This is a genomic window from Streptomyces sp. NPDC030143 (genome assembly GCF_055573695.1).
In genome coordinates this window covers 300,867-317,070 of record NZ_JBVIAY010000005.1, presented here as the reverse complement: position 1 = coordinate 317,070, position 16,204 = coordinate 300,867, and the positions used below count along the sequence as shown (strand labels likewise).

At 74.0% G+C, this 16,204-nt stretch carries 9 protein-coding genes and 1 pseudogene; 2 read left to right on the top strand and 8 right to left on the bottom strand.

Annotated elements, in window-relative coordinates:
• Window positions 1-168: 168 nt before the first annotated feature.
• From ACZ4YY_RS12035 to ACZ4YY_RS12010, 6 genes are all read right to left on the bottom strand, one after another.
• Entirely contained in the window at window positions 169-603 is a 435-nt protein-coding gene (locus ACZ4YY_RS12035; RefSeq protein WP_468287394.1) for a protease inhibitor, read from the bottom strand.
• 439 nt (window positions 604-1,042) lie between these two features.
• Window positions 1,043-2,701 carry an RICIN domain-containing protein gene (locus ACZ4YY_RS12030; RefSeq protein ID WP_468287391.1) on the bottom strand — a complete coding sequence of 553 codons (1,659 nt, stop codon included), beginning with the start codon at window positions 2,699-2,701 and terminating at the stop codon, window positions 1,043-1,045.
• Between the two features lie 418 nt (window positions 2,702-3,119).
• Window positions 3,120-3,497, bottom strand: a complete 378-nt coding sequence (locus tag ACZ4YY_RS12025; RefSeq protein ID WP_468287388.1) for a toxin Doc — start codon at window positions 3,495-3,497, stop codon at window positions 3,120-3,122.
• A 3-nt stretch (window positions 3,498-3,500) separates the two neighbouring features.
• Window positions 3,501-3,746 carry a hypothetical protein gene (locus ACZ4YY_RS12020; protein WP_468287385.1) on the bottom strand — a complete coding sequence of 82 codons (246 nt, stop codon included), beginning with the start codon at window positions 3,744-3,746 and terminating at the stop codon, window positions 3,501-3,503.
• Window positions 3,747-3,825: 79 nt separating this feature from the next.
• The gene (locus ACZ4YY_RS12015) at window positions 3,826-6,066 is read right to left on the bottom strand and encodes a glycoside hydrolase family 9 protein (RefSeq protein WP_468287382.1); all 2,241 of its coding nucleotides are present in this window, start codon (window positions 6,064-6,066) and stop codon (window positions 3,826-3,828) included.
• A gap of 158 nt (window positions 6,067-6,224) precedes the next feature.
• Window positions 6,225-9,311 carry a glycoside hydrolase family 2 TIM barrel-domain containing protein gene (locus ACZ4YY_RS12010; RefSeq protein ID WP_468287379.1) on the bottom strand — a complete coding sequence of 1,029 codons (3,087 nt, stop codon included), beginning with the start codon at window positions 9,309-9,311 and terminating at the stop codon, window positions 6,225-6,227.
• Window positions 9,312-9,576: 265 nt separating this feature from the next.
• Here ACZ4YY_RS12010 and ACZ4YY_RS12005 point away from each other — a divergent pair, with 265 nt between their 5' ends.
• Together ACZ4YY_RS12005 and ACZ4YY_RS12000 are read left to right on the top strand one after the other, a co-directional pair.
• A complete protein-coding gene (locus tag ACZ4YY_RS12005; RefSeq protein WP_468287376.1) occupies window positions 9,577-11,961 on the top strand; it encodes a SpoIIE family protein phosphatase in 2,385 nt (794 codons plus the stop codon).
• 131 nt (window positions 11,962-12,092) lie between these two features.
• Window positions 12,093-12,689 (top strand): DUF4232 domain-containing protein, encoded by a 597-nt coding sequence (locus ACZ4YY_RS12000; RefSeq protein ID WP_468287374.1) that lies wholly within the window; start codon window positions 12,093-12,095, stop codon window positions 12,687-12,689.
• Window positions 12,690-12,712: 23 nt separating this feature from the next.
• Here the strand turns inward: ACZ4YY_RS12000 and ACZ4YY_RS11995 are convergent, their stop codons facing one another.
• Both ACZ4YY_RS11995 and ACZ4YY_RS11990 read right to left on the bottom strand, forming a co-directional pair.
• A complete protein-coding gene (locus ACZ4YY_RS11995) occupies window positions 12,713-14,920 on the bottom strand; it encodes an RICIN domain-containing protein (RefSeq protein ID WP_468287371.1) in 2,208 nt (735 codons plus the stop codon).
• A 367-nt stretch (window positions 14,921-15,287) separates the two neighbouring features.
• Window positions 15,288-16,154 (bottom strand): annotated as a pseudogene (locus ACZ4YY_RS11990) (helix-turn-helix domain-containing protein); the annotation flags it as partial.
• Window positions 16,155-16,204 lie beyond the last annotated feature (50 nt).

The window sequence follows — 16,204 nt, the reverse complement described above, 5'->3', positions numbered from 1 at the left end:
CCGGACGGCTCCCGGAGCCGGACGATCCGGAAAATCCCAGGGACCGGCGGGAGGCCCCACTCCGCCCGCCGGCCCCTGGTGCGAGATCGCGATGGTCCCGTGTCAGTGGCCCGTACTCCCCACGTCACGAGCCTCTCGCGGCGTCCACAGGGCCACGCAATCCCGGTCTCAGAACGCGAAGAGGACGCTCCCGGAGGAGTTCTTCACGCACTCGTTGGAGAAGGTGCGCTGGTAGGAGACGCGCTTGCCCTGCCACACACCGTCCACGGTGACGACCACGGGGTCGTACTCCCGGGTGCAGATCCCGCCGCCGGGAGCTGCCAGCAGCTCGAGGTCGCCCTCGGAGGCGCGCAGTTCGGCGCAGGCCAGAGCGGCTGCGGGGTGGCTGCCGGAGGGCCTCGGCGCGCACGTGAGGGTGACGGCGCGGGCCGGACCGACGGCGTCGGCGCTCTCACCGTGCCCCACGGTCAGCACCAGGGCCGACGGGGCGTAGAGGGAGGCCGGGGTGGCGGCCGGGGCGGCGAGCGCGGGCCCGGTGAGGGGTCCGCAGACGGCGGCGGCCGTGAGGCCGAGAGTCGCTGCCCAGCGCGCGGTGTTCCGCATTGTGTGCATCCTTCCGCTCGATTCGGGGGTGAGCCGGCCCGCACCGGTTGGGTGCCGGACGCGGCGAGCGCGAGTCTGCCGAGTCCGCCGCCGAAACTCACATCGACCCCACGGGTTTCAGTAACCTTGCGTGTTGAATCAGTGGCGTGAAGTCACGGAATTCGAACGTTCCAACCCCGTAAACAAGCGCTTCATGATCCTCCGGTACGCCCCGATGACCGGATTTCATAGGCTCGTTAATCGTCCGGAAACATTCCGCTTCCTCTCCGGACCGCCCCTTCAGGACGCCTTCCGTTCCTGCGCGCGCAGGCGGTCGGGGCGCGTCCCGCTCACTCGCGGCGCGGGCTCGACGACTCGACGAGCCACCGGGGGCTTTCGGCAACGCGGCGAGCGTGCGTGCCGGGCGTCGCGAGCCGTGCTCCCCTTGTGCCCGGAGCTCTCAGGCCGACCGCTCCGGCAGGTCCGCCGGTCGGGCCGCCGGGCTCTCCGTACCGGTGATGGACAGGGAGCCGGGGCCGGCCGTGGTCGCCTCGGGCAGCCAGCGCTGGCCCGGGGCGTGGTCGCGGACCTTGACGACCACGTCGGCCCCGGGATCCTGGCCGGCGGGGGCGAGGGCGAGGGCCTCGTCCCAGCGGGGCAGCAGCTCGCCCTGGACGGTGAGGTCGTAGCGGACGTCGTCGGCGCGGGTGTCGTCGGGGTCCGTGCAGGCGCCCATGATGACGACGCCGGCGTCCGCGTGGGAGTCCACGCACAGTCCGGGGGCGGCCTCGCTGCGCAGCAGGCCGTCGTCCTCGTACGTCCACCGCTGGGTCGCCTCGGTCGAGCACTGCGCCAGCTCCAGGGCGGCCCCCGCCCGCGCCTCGCCCCGGACGTCCAGGCACAGGTCGGCGGCGGCGTTGCGCAGCCGGGCCTGGCGCAGCGCGGCGGGCAGGGGGGCGGTGTCCGGGACCGAGGTGGCGGCGCCGGGCGGACCCGCCTGGGAGCCGGCGCCGGAGGCCTCGCCGCCGCCGGTGGCGCTCGTCGAGGCGGTGGGGTCGGTGCCGCCGTCGTCGGACCACATGCCGGCGGCGAGGAGGGTGGTGAGCAGACCGGCCGAGGCGAGGCCCACGCCCGTGTACAGCGCCCGCGGCGCCCGCGGGCCGCCGTCCTCCCGTCGGCGGCGGGGCGAGGGGATGCGCGCCAGCAGGGTGCGACGGGTGTCACGGGCCCGGCGGCCCCGGCGCCGGGAGGAGGCGCGCAGCCGCACCGGCTGCTGCCGGACGCGGCCCGGACGGGAGTCGACATAGCGGCGGGCGCCCCAGCCGAGCACGGACTCGGCGAGCAGAACGCCCAGCTCGCCCTCGAACTGACCGAGTTGTTCGGCCGCGGCCCGGCAGTAACGGCAGGCGTCCAGATGCCGGCGGACGTCGGGCAGAAGCTCGCCGCCGCGTCGCATGGGGACGTCGAGGAGGCGGTTGTAGAAACGGCAGTCCTTGCTGGGGGCGAGTTCCCGGTGGGCGCGCACGAGGCCCTCGCGCAGCTTCTCGCGGGCCTCCTCGTGGGCGGCGGTCACGGTCTCGGGGTCCATCCCCAGCAGTCCGGCGGCGACGGTCACCGGCTCGGCCTCGACCTCGACGTGCCACAGGACGCAGCGTGCGACGGGGGGCAGGTTCTGGAAGGAGCGTTCCGTGAGCGCCCGGTTCTCGGGGATCAGCGACCTCGCGGCCCGCATGCCCCGGGCGCCCGCCGGCTTGCGCAGCTCCGGCAGCACACCGGACAGGTCCTCGTCGGCAGCCCACAGCCGAACGGTGTCACGCACGGTGACCAGCAGCCGGGCACGCAACCCGGTGCCCGGTTCGCCCAGCTTGAGCCGGTCGAGGACCTGGTGGAAGGCGGCCGTGGCGACCATGGAGGCGGACGCGGCGCTCGTCGAGGAGGCGAGGCAGACGGCCGCGTACTCGTGCACCGGCCGCCAGTGCCGGGTGATCAGCAGGGCCGTGCACCGGGCGACCGCGTCGTCCGTGCCGCCGCGCGTCCCGGCGGCGAGTGCCTCGTCGGATTCGCCGGGGCCCCGGCCGGGCGGGGGGTAGGACGGGCGAGGGGGGTGCGAGGTCGGCACTGAGCGGTTCCTTCGGTACGTACCTGTCCGGCGCGGCGGGGAGAGTGCGCTCACCTCCGCCGGCGAACGCAGGGGCCCGGCCCCGGCCCCCGCACGAGTGGCTCACCATTGCACAACTGAGTCGCGCGCAACAAGCTGTCCGGACATCCCGCGCCTTGTTGAAAGAACGTCGACAACGCGGGCCCGATTCGCCCCGTCCACAACGCATTTGCACTCACTCGCGCCCCGTGTGAACCACACATCCACGCCGGCCCGGTGCGCACGCTCCCGACGCACCCCACGCCGTGGTGGACCGGCGGCGGCCCCTCCTCCGAGGCCCCGTACGGGACGGCGGCTCTCCCACGCCAAACGGCCGCCGGCCCTGTTCCTCCCGCCCTGGGCCGGCGGCCCGCCCCTCTCCCGCAGGAGACCCGGGCGCTCAGATCTGCCAGGAGCGCAGCCGGTCTGCCGCGCCGTACACGTCGGTCTTGCCGTCGATCAGGTCGCGGGCCAGGTCGACCAGAGCGCCGTAGGGCGGGTCGATACCGGCCCCGCTGACGAACATGTACGCCACCGCCGTCGCGCAGGCGAAGCGGGCGTTGGCCGACGGCAGGGGCTTGAGCAGGGCGAGGGTGTGCAGCAGCGCGGCCGCCCGCCACGCCGGGTCGGAGTCCACGCCCAGCCGGGGCGGGTCGACCCGGTGGCGGGCCACGGCGGCGACCAGCGCCGAGAAGTCGTCGACGGTCGGCTGGTCCGGCAGGACCGCCTCGTGGCGCTGGAGCAGCCACGGCACGTCGATGTGGATGACGGGCGTCATCGGTCAGGCGACCCGCCCCTCGCCCTTGAGGGGTCGTTCGTCCTCGGGGAACGCCGCCGCGAACTCGTCGGCGTGGGACGCGAAGAAGCGGCGGAACGCCTCCGCGCCCTCCTGCAGCGCCCGGTGCCGCGCTATGTCGGCAGCGGCCGCCTCCCGTACGAGCGCCTTCATCGACGTACCGCGCTCCTTGGCGATCTGCCGCAGGTCCTCCAGCTCGCGATCGCTGAACTCAACATTGAGGGCTGGCATGCCCTCACGGTACCGCTCGGGTACTTACTCGTAAATATCTCCAGGTCAAACAGGTAACCGAGCGGTACCTCGGGGCCTTCTAGCCCTGGTCGGCCACGAAGGACGCCATCCGGGTCAGCGCCGCGTTCCAGTTGATCGCGGTCTCGTTCGTCGACCAGGACTGGATGTCGTCGATGTAGCAGAACTGACCGACGCAGCCCGCGAGTTTGCTCTGTGCGTAGGGGTCCTGGATGCTCGAGTTCGGGCCGCCGGCGAGCGTGCCGTCCGGCGGGTCGGGCAGCGCGGGGTCGAGCTGGCGGGCGTACCAGCGGCTGTGCAGCCGGTGCGCGTTGACCTCGCCGTAGCCGGTGACGTAGGAGATGTTCAGCGCGTTGCGGCCCAGGAGGTAGTCCATGCTCTGCAGGGCCGCGTCGCGGTACTTCGCGGCGCCGGTGATGTCGTAGGCGGTGGCGAGGACGACGGCGTTGTTGAGGACCTGGTGGGCCGAGCCCCAGTCGTAGCGGTTGCCGTCGGGCGCGTAGGGCATGCCGTAGGGGTGGGCGCGCTGGGTCGCCAGGTAGGTGTCGGCGCCGGCGACCACCGAGCGGCGGACCTTGTCCCGGCCGGGAAGCCTGCTGGGGACGGTGGCGAGGTCGAGGCGGGCGGCCGCGGCGGTGCGGGCCCAGTCGAAGCCGTTGGGTCCGAAGATGTCGGCCGTGTGGACCGGGGATCCCAGGACGTGGTCGGCGAACGCCCGCTCACCGGTGGTGAGGTAGAGCTCTGCGGCAGCCCAGTAGAACTCGTCGGTGACGTCGTCGTCGTTGTAGGCGCCGCCGCCGGTGGCGTCGGCAGGGTCGGCGAGGACCGCCGGGTGGGCCAGGGCCGCCGCCCAGGCCTTGCGGGCGGCCGTCAGCGCCCGTGCGGCGAAGGTCCTGTCGTAGGGCCGGTACAGGCGGGCCGCCTGCGCCGCCGTCGCGGCGAGGTTCAGGGTGGCGGCGGTGGTCGGCGGGTGCAGTTCACGCTGCTGCGGGTCCTCGCTCGGCAACAGCGGCAGACCGGTCCACTGCCGGTCGTGGATCTTGTGGTGGGCCATGCCGGCCAGCGGCCGGCCGTCCGGCACCTGCATCCTCAGCAGGAACTCCAGCTCCCAGCGCACCTCGTCGAGGATGTCCGGCACGCCGTTGCCGCTCTCGGGCAGGGCGAGCGTGCCGTCACCGAGCTTGGCCGGGTCGCCGGTGCGGGCGGTCAGCGCGCGCTCATGGGTGCTGAGCAGCTCCCAGGCGGTGATGCCGCCGTTGACGACGTACTTGCCGTGGTCGCCCGCGTCGTACCAGCCGCCGGAGACGTCGAGGGTGTAGTCGCACACCCCCGGCTGGCAGGGGACGGCCGTGTCGCCCTGGTTCGGGGCCACGCCCACGTGTCCCGCGGCCCGGCCGTAGCCGGGGCGCAGGTCGTCGCGGATCGCGGTGCCGCTGCGCTGCGGGTAGTAGTACTTCACGGCGTCCCGGCGCAGCCGCTCGTAGGCCGCCGTGCCGATGTCGAACGGCCGGCCCGCCTCCCCGTCGGCGACCAGGGTGAAGCCGGTGCCGCTCCTGCGGTACGCGCCGAAGTCGATCGAGTGGACGTTCTGTCCGGAGGAGACGTCCACCCCGCGCGGTACGGTCCAGCCGCGCGCGACCGTCGCGCCGGCGGCGTTGCGCAGCTCCCAGGGGAGCCTCGCGGTGGCGTCGGTGACGAGCGTGGCGTTCTTCGGCCCGGCGGGCAGGTAGCCGACCTGGTTGACGCGCACCCGGGGCCCGGTGTCGGGCTCGTACACCTCCGGGGGCACCCCGCCCAGCAGGGACACGTCGTCCAGGCAGAACCGCCAGGGTTCCGCACTGCCGCCGACCTGGAATGCGACCTGGCCCTCGGCGGAGTCGACCGGCGAGGTGAAGGTGTAGGAGTACGCGCCGGCCGCCTCGGTGAGCACCGGGCTCGCCTCCTGCCAGGTGGCGTACGGGGCGACCTTCTGGCCGACGATCGCCCGCACCACATGCCCCTCGGGCAGGCTGGACGCCTTGAAGGAGAACCGGTACGTCTCGCCCTTCACGAGGGTGACGCCGTCCTGGCCCACGGCGGAGTCCCAGCGGTTGACGGTGCCGCCGGGCACGTCCGCGCAGAGCCGGCCCTCGGCCGGGCCGGCGCTCACGTTGCTGGTCCACCATCCGTCGGCGGTGGTGTCGAAGGTGCCGTTCCTGATCTGTTCGACCTCCTCGGCCCCGGCCTGCTGCGCGGGCAGCGCGGTGAGGGCGGTGCCCAGCAGCCCGGTCAGGGTCAGTAGGGCGATTCTGCGTCGTTTCACGTCTGGGCTCCTCCAGGAGTGCGGGTGGCGCTCCCTGAGTGGGAGCGCTCCCAACTACGGACGGGGCCATGCTTGTTGCAGTCATGACATGGCGTCAACGGTCCGGACGGGGGCGGTTCTGCCGAGTGGCCTGCGCCGCGGCGTCCGGCCGTGCCGCGCTACGCCTGCAACCTGCTGATCCGTACCGCCCCTCGCACCTCACCGGGATGACCGCTCGTCAGCGTCAGCCGGAGACGGGATCCGCGCACCGGGTCGAAGGTGATCACCGTGGGCGCGTCGGAGACGGTGGCCCGCTCCACGAAGGCGCCGGTGACCGGTGCGTAGCGCCGCCCGTTCCAGACCTCCACCTCGATCGCCGCGGGCAGGGAGTGCGTGGTGTCGACGGTGAAGGACACCTCCACCTGGTCGAAGGTCCGCGTCCGCCCCCAGTCCACCGACACCCAGTCCTGTGCCCGGGCGTGGTCGAAGGCGGGCAGCAGGGCCGTGGCCGCCTTCACGAAGGCGTTGGACCAGCCGGTGGCCGGGTCGCCGTCCAGCATCGCGGCGGGCAGGGTGTCCGGACGGCCGGAGTAGGAGGCGTCGGCGTGCGGGTGGGCGGGGGGCGCCGGGTGGTCCGGGGCGAAGGCGGCGGCCGGGGTGGTCGCCCTCGCGCGGGCAGGGGTGGTGCGCACGGTCAGGGTGCCCCGGCGCAGGCCGTCCGCGCGGGCGGTCACCTTCAGGGCGCCCGGCCGGGTGCCGGAGCGCACGATGGCGAGCGCCTTGCCGTGGAAGGCGGTGCGGGTGCTGGCCTGGTAGCGCTCGGCGCTCTCCTGACGGCCGTTGTCGAGCCCGGCGAGGGAACCGCCGTCCACCGCGAAGGACAGCAGGTGCTCGGCGTCGGGCACGACCACCCCGCGCGCGTCGACGACCTCGGCGGTCACGAAGACCAGGGAACGGCCGTCGGCCGCGAGGGACGTGCGGTCGGCGGTGAGACGGACCGCGTGCGGGGCGCCGGCCGTGCGCAGCACGTCGGTGGCGACCACCCTGCCGTCCCGCCGCGCCACCGCCTTCAGCACGCCCGGCTCGTAGGGCACCTTCCAGGTCAGGTGCAGCTTGCCCGCACTGCCGCCGGGGCTGGTGTAACTGCCGGGGTAGGGGCCGTCGGTGAACGTCTTGTCGTCGCCGGTGGGTTCGGTGGTCTCCAGGTAGGCGCGCCCGTCGAGGGTCTTCTTGCGGTCGAACCGCCGGGTCCCCAGGGATCTGCCGTTGAGGAACAGCTCGACCGACTCGACGTTGGCGTACGCCCACACCTCGACGGTGTCGCCCTCGTCGTGGTTCCAGGTCGTCGGCAGCAGGTGGACCATCGGCTCCTCGGTCCACTGGCTGCGGAACAGGTGGTACATGTCCTTCGGGAAGCCGGCCGTGTCGACCGCGCCGAAGAAGGAGGCCTTCACCGGGAAGACGTCGTACGGCGTGGGCTCGCCGATGTAGTCGATGCCGGACCACAGGAACTGCCCGGTGAACCACTTCCGGTCGCGGTCCTTCTTGTGACCGTACTCGCCGCTCATGGTCCAGGAGGCGAGGTTGTTGTCGTAGGAGGAGGTCGCCCGCCGGCCGGGGGTGTGGTTCTCGCCGGTGTTCAGGCGCTCCGGCTCCTGGTAGGCGCCGCGGGTGGAGGTCTCCGAGGAGGACTCGGACTCGAAGAGGAACAGGTGCGGGTAGGCGGCGTGCAGCGCGTCGACCGACTTGGCGGTGTTGTAGTTGAGGCCGAGACCGTCCAGCTTGGCCAGCATCAGGTCGGCGGCCGAGCCCTTGGCGGGCAGCCGGCGGTACCGGTCGGAGCCGATGACGAGCGGACGGGTGGCGTCGGCGGCCCTGATCGCGGCGATGATCCGGTCGGCCATGGCGAGGCCGGCGGTGGTGGTGGAGTCGGGGATCTCGTTGCCGATGGACCACATCACCACGGCGGGCGAGTTGCGGGCCGCGAGGACCATCTCGGTGGCGTCCCTCTCGCACCACTCGTCGAAGAACCGGCCGTAGTCGTAGCGCGTCTTGCCCGTGCGCCAGCAGTCGAAGGCCTCCACCAGCATCACGATGCCCATCTCCTCGCAGACCCGGATCATCTCCGGCGCCGGCGGGTTGTGGGAGGTGCGGAAGGCGTTGACGCCCATCGACTTCATGATCGTCATCTGCCGGCGGATCGCGTCGACGCTGACGGCGGCGCCGAGCGCGCCGAGGTCGTGGTGGAGGTCGACGCCCTTGAGTTTGGCGTGCGTGCCGTTGAGGTGGAATCCCTCCCGGGGGTCGATGCGGAAGGTGCGGATGCCGAAGCGGGTGCGGTAGGTGTCGGTGCGCCGGCCGCCGACCCGCAGCTCGGTTTCCAGGGTGTACAGGTGCGGTGTGGCGAAGTCCCACAACCTCGGCCGGCGCACCGTGAGTTCGTGGGTCGCGGCGGCGGTCTCGGCGACGTCGACCGTGGACGAGGTGCGGGCCACCGTGCGGCCGCCCGGCGCGACCACGCGCGAGACGACCTCCACCCGCGCCCCGGCGCCGGAGGCGTTCACCACATCGGTGCGCACCCGGACCACGGCCTGTTCGTCGTCGACGTGCGGGGTGGTGACGCAGGTGCCCCAGCGGGCGACATGCACCGGTTCGGTGACGACGAGACGGGCCTCGCGGTAGATGCCGCTGCCGGAGTACCAGCGGCTGCTGGGCAGCCGGTTCTGCACCCGGACCGCGAGCACGTTCTCGGTGGTGCCGTCGGTGTGCACGAGATCGCCGATGTCGAGGGCGAAGCCGGTGTAGCCGTAGGGGTGGCGGCCGATCTCCGTGCCGTTGCAGTAGACGTGCGCGTCCATGTAGACGCCGTCGAACTCGACCGAGATCCGCTTGCCGGCGCACTCGGGCGGCAGGGTGAAGGAGAGGCGGTACCAGCCGAGGCCGCCGGGGAGGAAGCCGGTGCCGCTGGTCGTGCCGTGCTCGGTGGTGGGGGCCTGTTCGATGCTCCAGTCGTGCGGAACCGCCACCTCGCGCCAGCCGGAGTCGTCGTACCCGGGGGCGGGGGCGTCGGCGTACTGCCCGGTCGGGTCGGTGATGCCGCCCGGGTCGACCAGCGCGAACCGCCAGCCGTCGCGCAGGGCGACCGTACGGCGGCCGGAGGCGTGCCCGGTCGTCTCCGCCGCGTGGACCGCCGGGCCGGCGAGGAGCGCGCCGGCGGCGGGTGCGGTCGCGGAGGCGAGCAGGACCGATCTGCGAGTGACCGTCATGGCGGCTTCCCCTCATCAGGAACCAGAAGTACTCACAACTGATCGTCAACAAACAGAATGTGACGCCGTGCGGCTCCTGCCCGTCAAGGGGGGCGATCGGCCCTTGGCCACCCTGCCGTCCCGTGCGCCATCCGGCCGGAACTCGCTCTTGACGGTCCGCACCCGGCCGTCCAGGCGTTCTCCGCCGCACGCGACTCTTACGCACTAAGGTGGAACGCAAGTGGCGTGCCTGTTCACTGTCAGTGTCCGCGATGGAGTGGGGACGATGAGCCCGGACTACCCGTTCGACGATCCTTCGGCGGCGCGGGCGGTCATCCACCGGGACGGCACGGTGGCCGCGTGGAGCGAGGGCGCCCGCCGGCTGCTCGGTCACCCCTCCTCCGGCGTCGTGGGCCGGCCGGCCGCGCTGCTGCTCGCCGCCCGCTCGGGGATCCGGCTCCCCGGCGCCGAGGAGGAGCGCTGGAGCGGCACCCTGTCCCTGCGCCACCGCGACGGCCACACCGTCTCCGTGTGGGTGCTCGCCCACCGCAGGGAAGCGGACGGCGACGGCCCGGCGGGCTGGCTCGCCGTCTCCCCGCTGGACGACGCCTATCCGGAGCCGGAGGACGACGACCTGCTGCGGATCGCCCTCGCCCAGTCCCCCTGCGCCACGATGATCTTCGACGAGCGGCTGCGGTTGCGCGGCGCCAACGACGCCATGTCCGAGCTGATCGAACTGCCGGCCGCCCGCATCCGCGGCCTGCGCACCACCGACTTCGGCTCCGGACCGCAGTACCGGGAGATGGAAGCGCACCTGCGGCGGGCGCTCGTCACCCGGGAACGCCAGGAGATGCAGACCTACATGAAGGCCACGGGCGAGGACCGGGCGCACGCCTGGCTGGCCCGGATCGCCCCGCTGACCGACTCCGCCGGGCGGTCGCGCGGCGTCTGTGTGACCGCGCACGACTTCACCGAGCACTTCCTCGCCCGGGAGCGGCTGCAGCTGGTCAACGAGGCGAGCGTGCGCATCGGCACCACCCTCGACGTCACCCGGACCGCGCAGGAACTGGCGGAGGTGTGCGTACCGGCGCTGGCCGACTTCGTCAGCGTCGACCTGCTGGACCCGCAGGAGCACGGCGGGGAGACCGCCGGCCCGCCGACCACGCCGGTCGGTCTGCGACGGGCGGCCCACCACTCGATCAACCCGGGCGCCCCGGAAGCCGTCACCGAGCCGGGCCGGCTGGACTCCTATCCGATCGCCTCCCCTCAGGCCACCTCGCTGATCGCGGGCCGCTCGATCGTGACGGCGGTGCCCAGCGGGAACCTGGACGAGTGGCGGTCCTGGGACGAGCGGCGCGTGCGCCGGGTCAAGGAGTTCGGCATCCACTCCACGATGTCCGTGCCCCTCCAGGCCCGCGGCACCACCCTCGGCGTCGTCGTCTTCACCCGCTACCGGCGCCCCGACCCCTTCTCGCCCGACGACGTGCTGCTGGCCGAGGAGGTCACGGCCCGCGCCGCCGTCTGCATCGACAACGCCCGCCGCTACTCCCGCGAACGCGAGACGGCCCTCGCCCTCCAGCGCAGCCTGCTCCCCCGCTCCCTGCCGCGGACGGCCGCCGTCGACGCCGCCTCCCGGTACCTGCCCGCCGCCCGCGCCGGGGTGGGCGGCGACTGGTTCGACGTGATCCCGCTGTCCGGGATGCGGGTCGCGATGGTCGTCGGCGACGTGGTCGGGCACGGCATCCAGGCCTCCGCGACCATGGGGCGGCTGCGGACCGCCGTGCGCACCCTCGCCGACATCGACCTGGCCCCCGACGAGCTGCTCACCCACCTCGACGACCTGGTCGTCCGGCTGTCGGAGGAGGCCGGCGGCGACGGCAGCCCCGGCGAGGTCGGGGCGACCTGTCTGTACGCGGTGTACGACCCGGTGTCGCGGCGGTGCAGCATGGCCCGGGCCGGGCATCCGCCGCCCGTCCTGCTCCCGCCGAATGGCGCGCCCCGCCGGGTGGCCCTGCCCGCCGGCCCCCCGCTGGGCGTCGGCGGGCTGCCCTTCGAGTCGGCCGAGCTGGAGCTCCCCGAGGGCTCGGTGCTCGCCTTCTACACCGACGGTCTGATCGAGTCCCGCGAACGGGACGTGGACGCCGGCCACCAGATGCTCAGCCGGGCGCTGTCCGGTGTCGCGGACTCCCTGGACGAGACCTGCGACCGCGTGCTGCACGCCCTGCTCCCCCCGGGCGGCGCCGCCGACGACGTGGCCCTGCTGCTGGCCCGCACCCGGGGACTGCCCTCCTCCCAGGTCGCGACGTGGGACATCCCCGCCGACCCGGCACTGGTCGCGCCGATCCGCAAGCAGGTCGTCGAGCAGCTCGCCCGCTGGTCGCTGAGCGGGGCGTCGTTCACGGCCGAGCTGGTGGTGAGCGAGCTGGTCACCAACGCCATCCGGTACGGCGCCCGCCCCATCCGGCTGCGGCTGATCCACGACGCGGCGACGCTCATCTGCGAGGTCTCCGACACCAACCACTCCGCCCCGCACCTCAGACGGGCCAAGACCTGGGACGAGGGCGGCCGGGGCCTGCTCCTGGTCGCCCAGCTCACCCAGCGGTGGGGCAGCAGGCACACCGCCGAGGGGAAGACGATCTGGGCGGAGCTGGCGCTGCTCGACCTGGACTGACGCGTCCCGCCGCCCGCGCTCGACCGGACCGATGCGCCCCCCCCGCGCGCTCGACCTGGACCGATGCGCCCCCGGCGGGGGCGTGTCGGCCGGGGCCGCATCGGGCACCCGTGGCGCAAGGGCGGAGAAAGGTGGCGCACATGGCCTCGGTCGGACGACGGCTCCTGGTGACGGCGAGTGCCGTGGCGGTGCTCGCGACAGCGGGCGGGTGCGCGGCGGGAACGGACGCGGACCCCGGGCCCTCCCGGGAGCCGTCGGCGCCGGCCCGGTACTCCCCCGCCTCGGCACCCTCACCGTCCTCACCGGACACGCGCTGCCGCACCGCGCAGTTGCGCGCCTCCGTCGGGCGCAACGATCCCGGCGCCGGTCAGGCCAACTTCCCGGTCGTCCTCACCAACGCCTCCGCGCGGGCCTGCACGGTGCACGGCTACCCGGGCGCCGCGTTCCTGGACGCCGCCGGGCGGCAGCTCGGCCCGGACCCGCGGCGCGAGCCCGGCGACCCGCCGGCGACCGTGACCCTGGCCCCGGGCCGCAGCGCGTGGGCCGGACTGACGTTCTCCCGCCCCGAGATCAGCGGAGCCCGGGCGGCCACACCCACGACGCTGCTGGTGACACCGCCGGACGAGCGGGAGTCGCTGCGGGTGGCGTGGACCGGCGGTGAGGTGCCCGTGGCGGGCACCGCGTCGACGGTGCGGCTGACCGTGCTCGCCCCCGGCACCGGTCCCTGACGCGGGCGGCGTCGGCCCCGCGGTCAGCGGCCGGCGCCGGAGCCCGTGTAGCCGCCCGAGCCGTAGCCGCCGTAGCCGTATCCGTACCCCGAGCCCCCGTAGCCCGAGCCTCCGTGGCCGTAGCCCGGATAGCCGTCGCCGTCGCCGCCGGACGAGCCGTTCCAGCAGTACTCGGTGCCGTGGTGGTACCCGCAGGTGGTCGTGGCGGACGGGGAGGGCGTCGGCGTCGCCCGCGGGGTGGCCGGGGCCGACGGCTTCGGGGCGGGCGCGGGGGCCGGGGACTTCGCCGCCCGGGGCGTGGGCGCGGGGGCCGGGCCCTCGGGGGCGGTGGCGTCACCGTCCCAGTGGACGATCTGGAGCTGGAGGTCCGGCTTCGAGGTGTCGATCACCCAGCGCTGCGCGGCGGTGTCCTGACGGTTCTTCAGCACCACCGCGCCCGAGCCGTCGGTGGCGGCCGGGGCGACGGCCAGGTTCTGGTTCCAGCGCGGGACGAGCGTGCCCTGGAGGGTGAGGTCGTACCGGATGTTCCTGGCGCCCGGCGCGGAGGCCGTCGTGCAGGGGGCAAGCCGTACCGAGTAGCCGAGCTGGGAGTCGAGGCACAGGTCGGTCCTGGCGGCGTTGCGCAGCAGCCCGTCGCTCTCGTACGACCACTGCTGCTCCCGCGCGGAGGAGCAGGTGACGAGTTCGGTCTCGGCGCCGACGACGGCCTCGGAGCCGGCGATCCCGACGCACAGCCCGGAGGCGACGTTGTGCAGACGGCCCCGCATGGTCCCCTGGGCCTCCTCGCCGGCACCGACCCAGTCGGCGTCGGAGCCTGCGGTGTCGGTGCCGGGGGCCGGGGTGGGCGTGGCCTCGTCCCCGGCCGGGGCGGAGGAGTCACCGGAGCCGAGGGCGGACCACAGCACGAGCGGCAGGACGACGAGTCCGCTCACGGTGAGGACGGCGGCGGCGAGGTGGCGACGCCGGGCGCGGCGGGCGGCCTTCCGGGCGGAACGGCTGGACGCGGGGCGGGGGGTGTCCTTGGAACCGGTGCGGGAGCCGGCCCCTGTGCGGGAGCCGAACCCGGTCCGGAAGCCGGAACCGGTGCGGGAGCCGGAACCGGTGCGGGAGCCGAACCCGGTCCGGAAGCCGGAACCGGTGCGGGAGCCGGAACCGGTGCGGGAGCCGGATCCGGTCCGGGAGCCGGTGTCCTTGTCCGAGGTGTCGCGGGCCGGCGCCGGCCGGCGGTCGGGGGCCTTCGTCGGTCCGGTGGGCGCGACGGCGGTGTCCGCGGGAGCGGCGGACTCGGCGGGCAGGGGCTGAGCGGTCGGGACCGTGGCGTCGGTGAAGGCCTCGCCCACCACCGTCCCCGGGCGCCGGGCGGGCGCGCCGGCGGGCTCGGGCTCGTCGGCGGGGACGTCGAAGCCGACCGCCCTGACCTCCATGTAGGCGGTGGCGGCCCAGCCCAGCACACCCTCGGCGAGGGCGACGCCGAGGGCGCCCTCGAACTGGTGCAGCTGGTCGGCGGTCTGCCCGCAGTGGCGGCACTGGTCCAGGTGGGCGCGCAGGTCCGCGTCGACGTCGACGCCGCCACGCCGGCAGGTGACGTCCAACAGCCGGTGGTAGCGGTGGCACTCCTCGTCGACGGCGAGTTCGCGGTGGAGCTGGAGGCACTCCTCGCGCAGCCGTTCGCGGGCGCGGCGCAGTTCGACGCGGGCGCCGTCCTCCTCCAGACCGAGCAGGCCCGCCGGGACGGACAGCGGCTCGGGCTCGACCTCGATGTGCCACAGCAGGCAGCGGGCCGACTGGGGCAGCCGCTGGAAGGCGCGGGACAGCAGACGCCGGTGCGGGGGCGGCAGGAGACGGGCGGCCAGGCGTTCGGTGTCGCCCTCGGCGGCGCGCAGTTCGGGGTGGAGCAGGTCGCGGCGGCCGTCGGCGTCCCACTCGGCGGCGATGCGGCGCACGGTGACGAGGAGGTGGGGGCGCCAGGCGGCGGTGGGGCCGTTCTGCCGCAAGGTCTCGCTGAAGAGCCGGGTGAACGCCGCCGTGGTGAGCATTCCGGCGGCACGTTCCCCGTCGGCGCACAGCCGCGCGTAGGTGAAGGCCGCTTCCCAGTGCCGGTCGAGGAGTTCACCGACGGGATGCAGCGCGGGCGAGGCACCCGTCCAGTTCTTCAGCTCCGCGCTGAGCTGTTCGTCGGTCACCTCGAAGCGGCGCGCCGAAGGGGAATTCGACAGGCCTGGGTCTTTCACGGGTGCATTCCTCCCGGGGCATGCGGCATAAAGTCCATACCAATGGGTATGCGAACCCGCCGAGCGGTGGCGGGGATCTCTCGTACGAGGGGGGTCGGCACCTCGACTGTCCGCGTGACGCAGCTCTTGTGAAGCGTGGGGAGTGTGAACGAGAGGCGCCTCACGCGCACGGTGGGGGAATTGTTGTCCGTGCGCCGACAAGGCACACCTTCGCACAGGCGCAGGAGGGGGAACAAGAGATCTCACGGTTTTGCGCGACGCGCAGGCCACCCGTTTCGTTGACGCATTGTCCATCAGGCTTCCCGGGTGGGGTGGTCTCTGTATTCGTGTCCCTTTCGGGCGGGTGATTTGCGGCGCGCATTCTCTCCCGGTACGCGCCCGGCGGGTTCCCGTACCGGGTGCGGAAGACGCGGGTGAAGTGGAAGGGGCTGACGAATCCCGAGGCGGCCGCGATGCGCTCCACGGACAGCTCGGTCCCCTCCAGCAACCGCGCCGCGTGCCGCAGCCGCGCCTCGTGCAGCGCCCGCATCGGCGACTGCCCGGTCACTTCCGTGAACAGGTGCGCGAACCGCGAGGGCGACAGGGCGGCCTCCCCGGCCAGCGAGCGCACCGTGTGCGCGGCCCCCGGGTCGGCGGCGATCCGCTGCTGCGCCCGCCGGATCCGGTCGTCACCGGTGCGCGGCCCGGGGACACGCGCGGAGGCGGTGGCGAGCAGGACGACCTCCTCCAGCGCGCACAGGGCGAGTTCCCTGGCCGTCGTGCCGTGGGCGACCGCGATACCGGCCGACGGCCCGTCGCAGCCGTACGGGCGGGCGTCGCCGCGCAGGCGACGGAACGCGGCCTCGATCCGCCCGTACCGGTCGGGCGAAACGGGGGTGACGGCGTGGAGGCCGTCGCCGATCCCGTGGGGCCGCAGCCACGGGGCCCAGGTGGGGCGGGCCTGGCAGTGGACCCACCAGAAGCGCCAGTGGGAGGCGCCGGGGTCGGTGCGGTAGCGGTGGGGGACGCCGGGCGCCAGGACGGTCAGGTCTCCCGGCTCGGCACGGGTGACGGCCCCGCCCTGGCGCAACCGGCCCCGGCCGGACGTCGTCCAGGCGAACAGCCAGCTGTCCGATCCCCGCGGGCGGTTGACGCCGTAGCCGGCGCCCTGGTCGAAGTGGCCGGCGACGACCAGACCGGGCGGCGGCGACGGGTCGCCGGGCGCGGCAGTGCCGGACAGGTCGTCAGCGGCCATGGGCATCCTCCGGGACCTCGCGTCGGCCTAGCGTGGCGGGCCGAGGACAG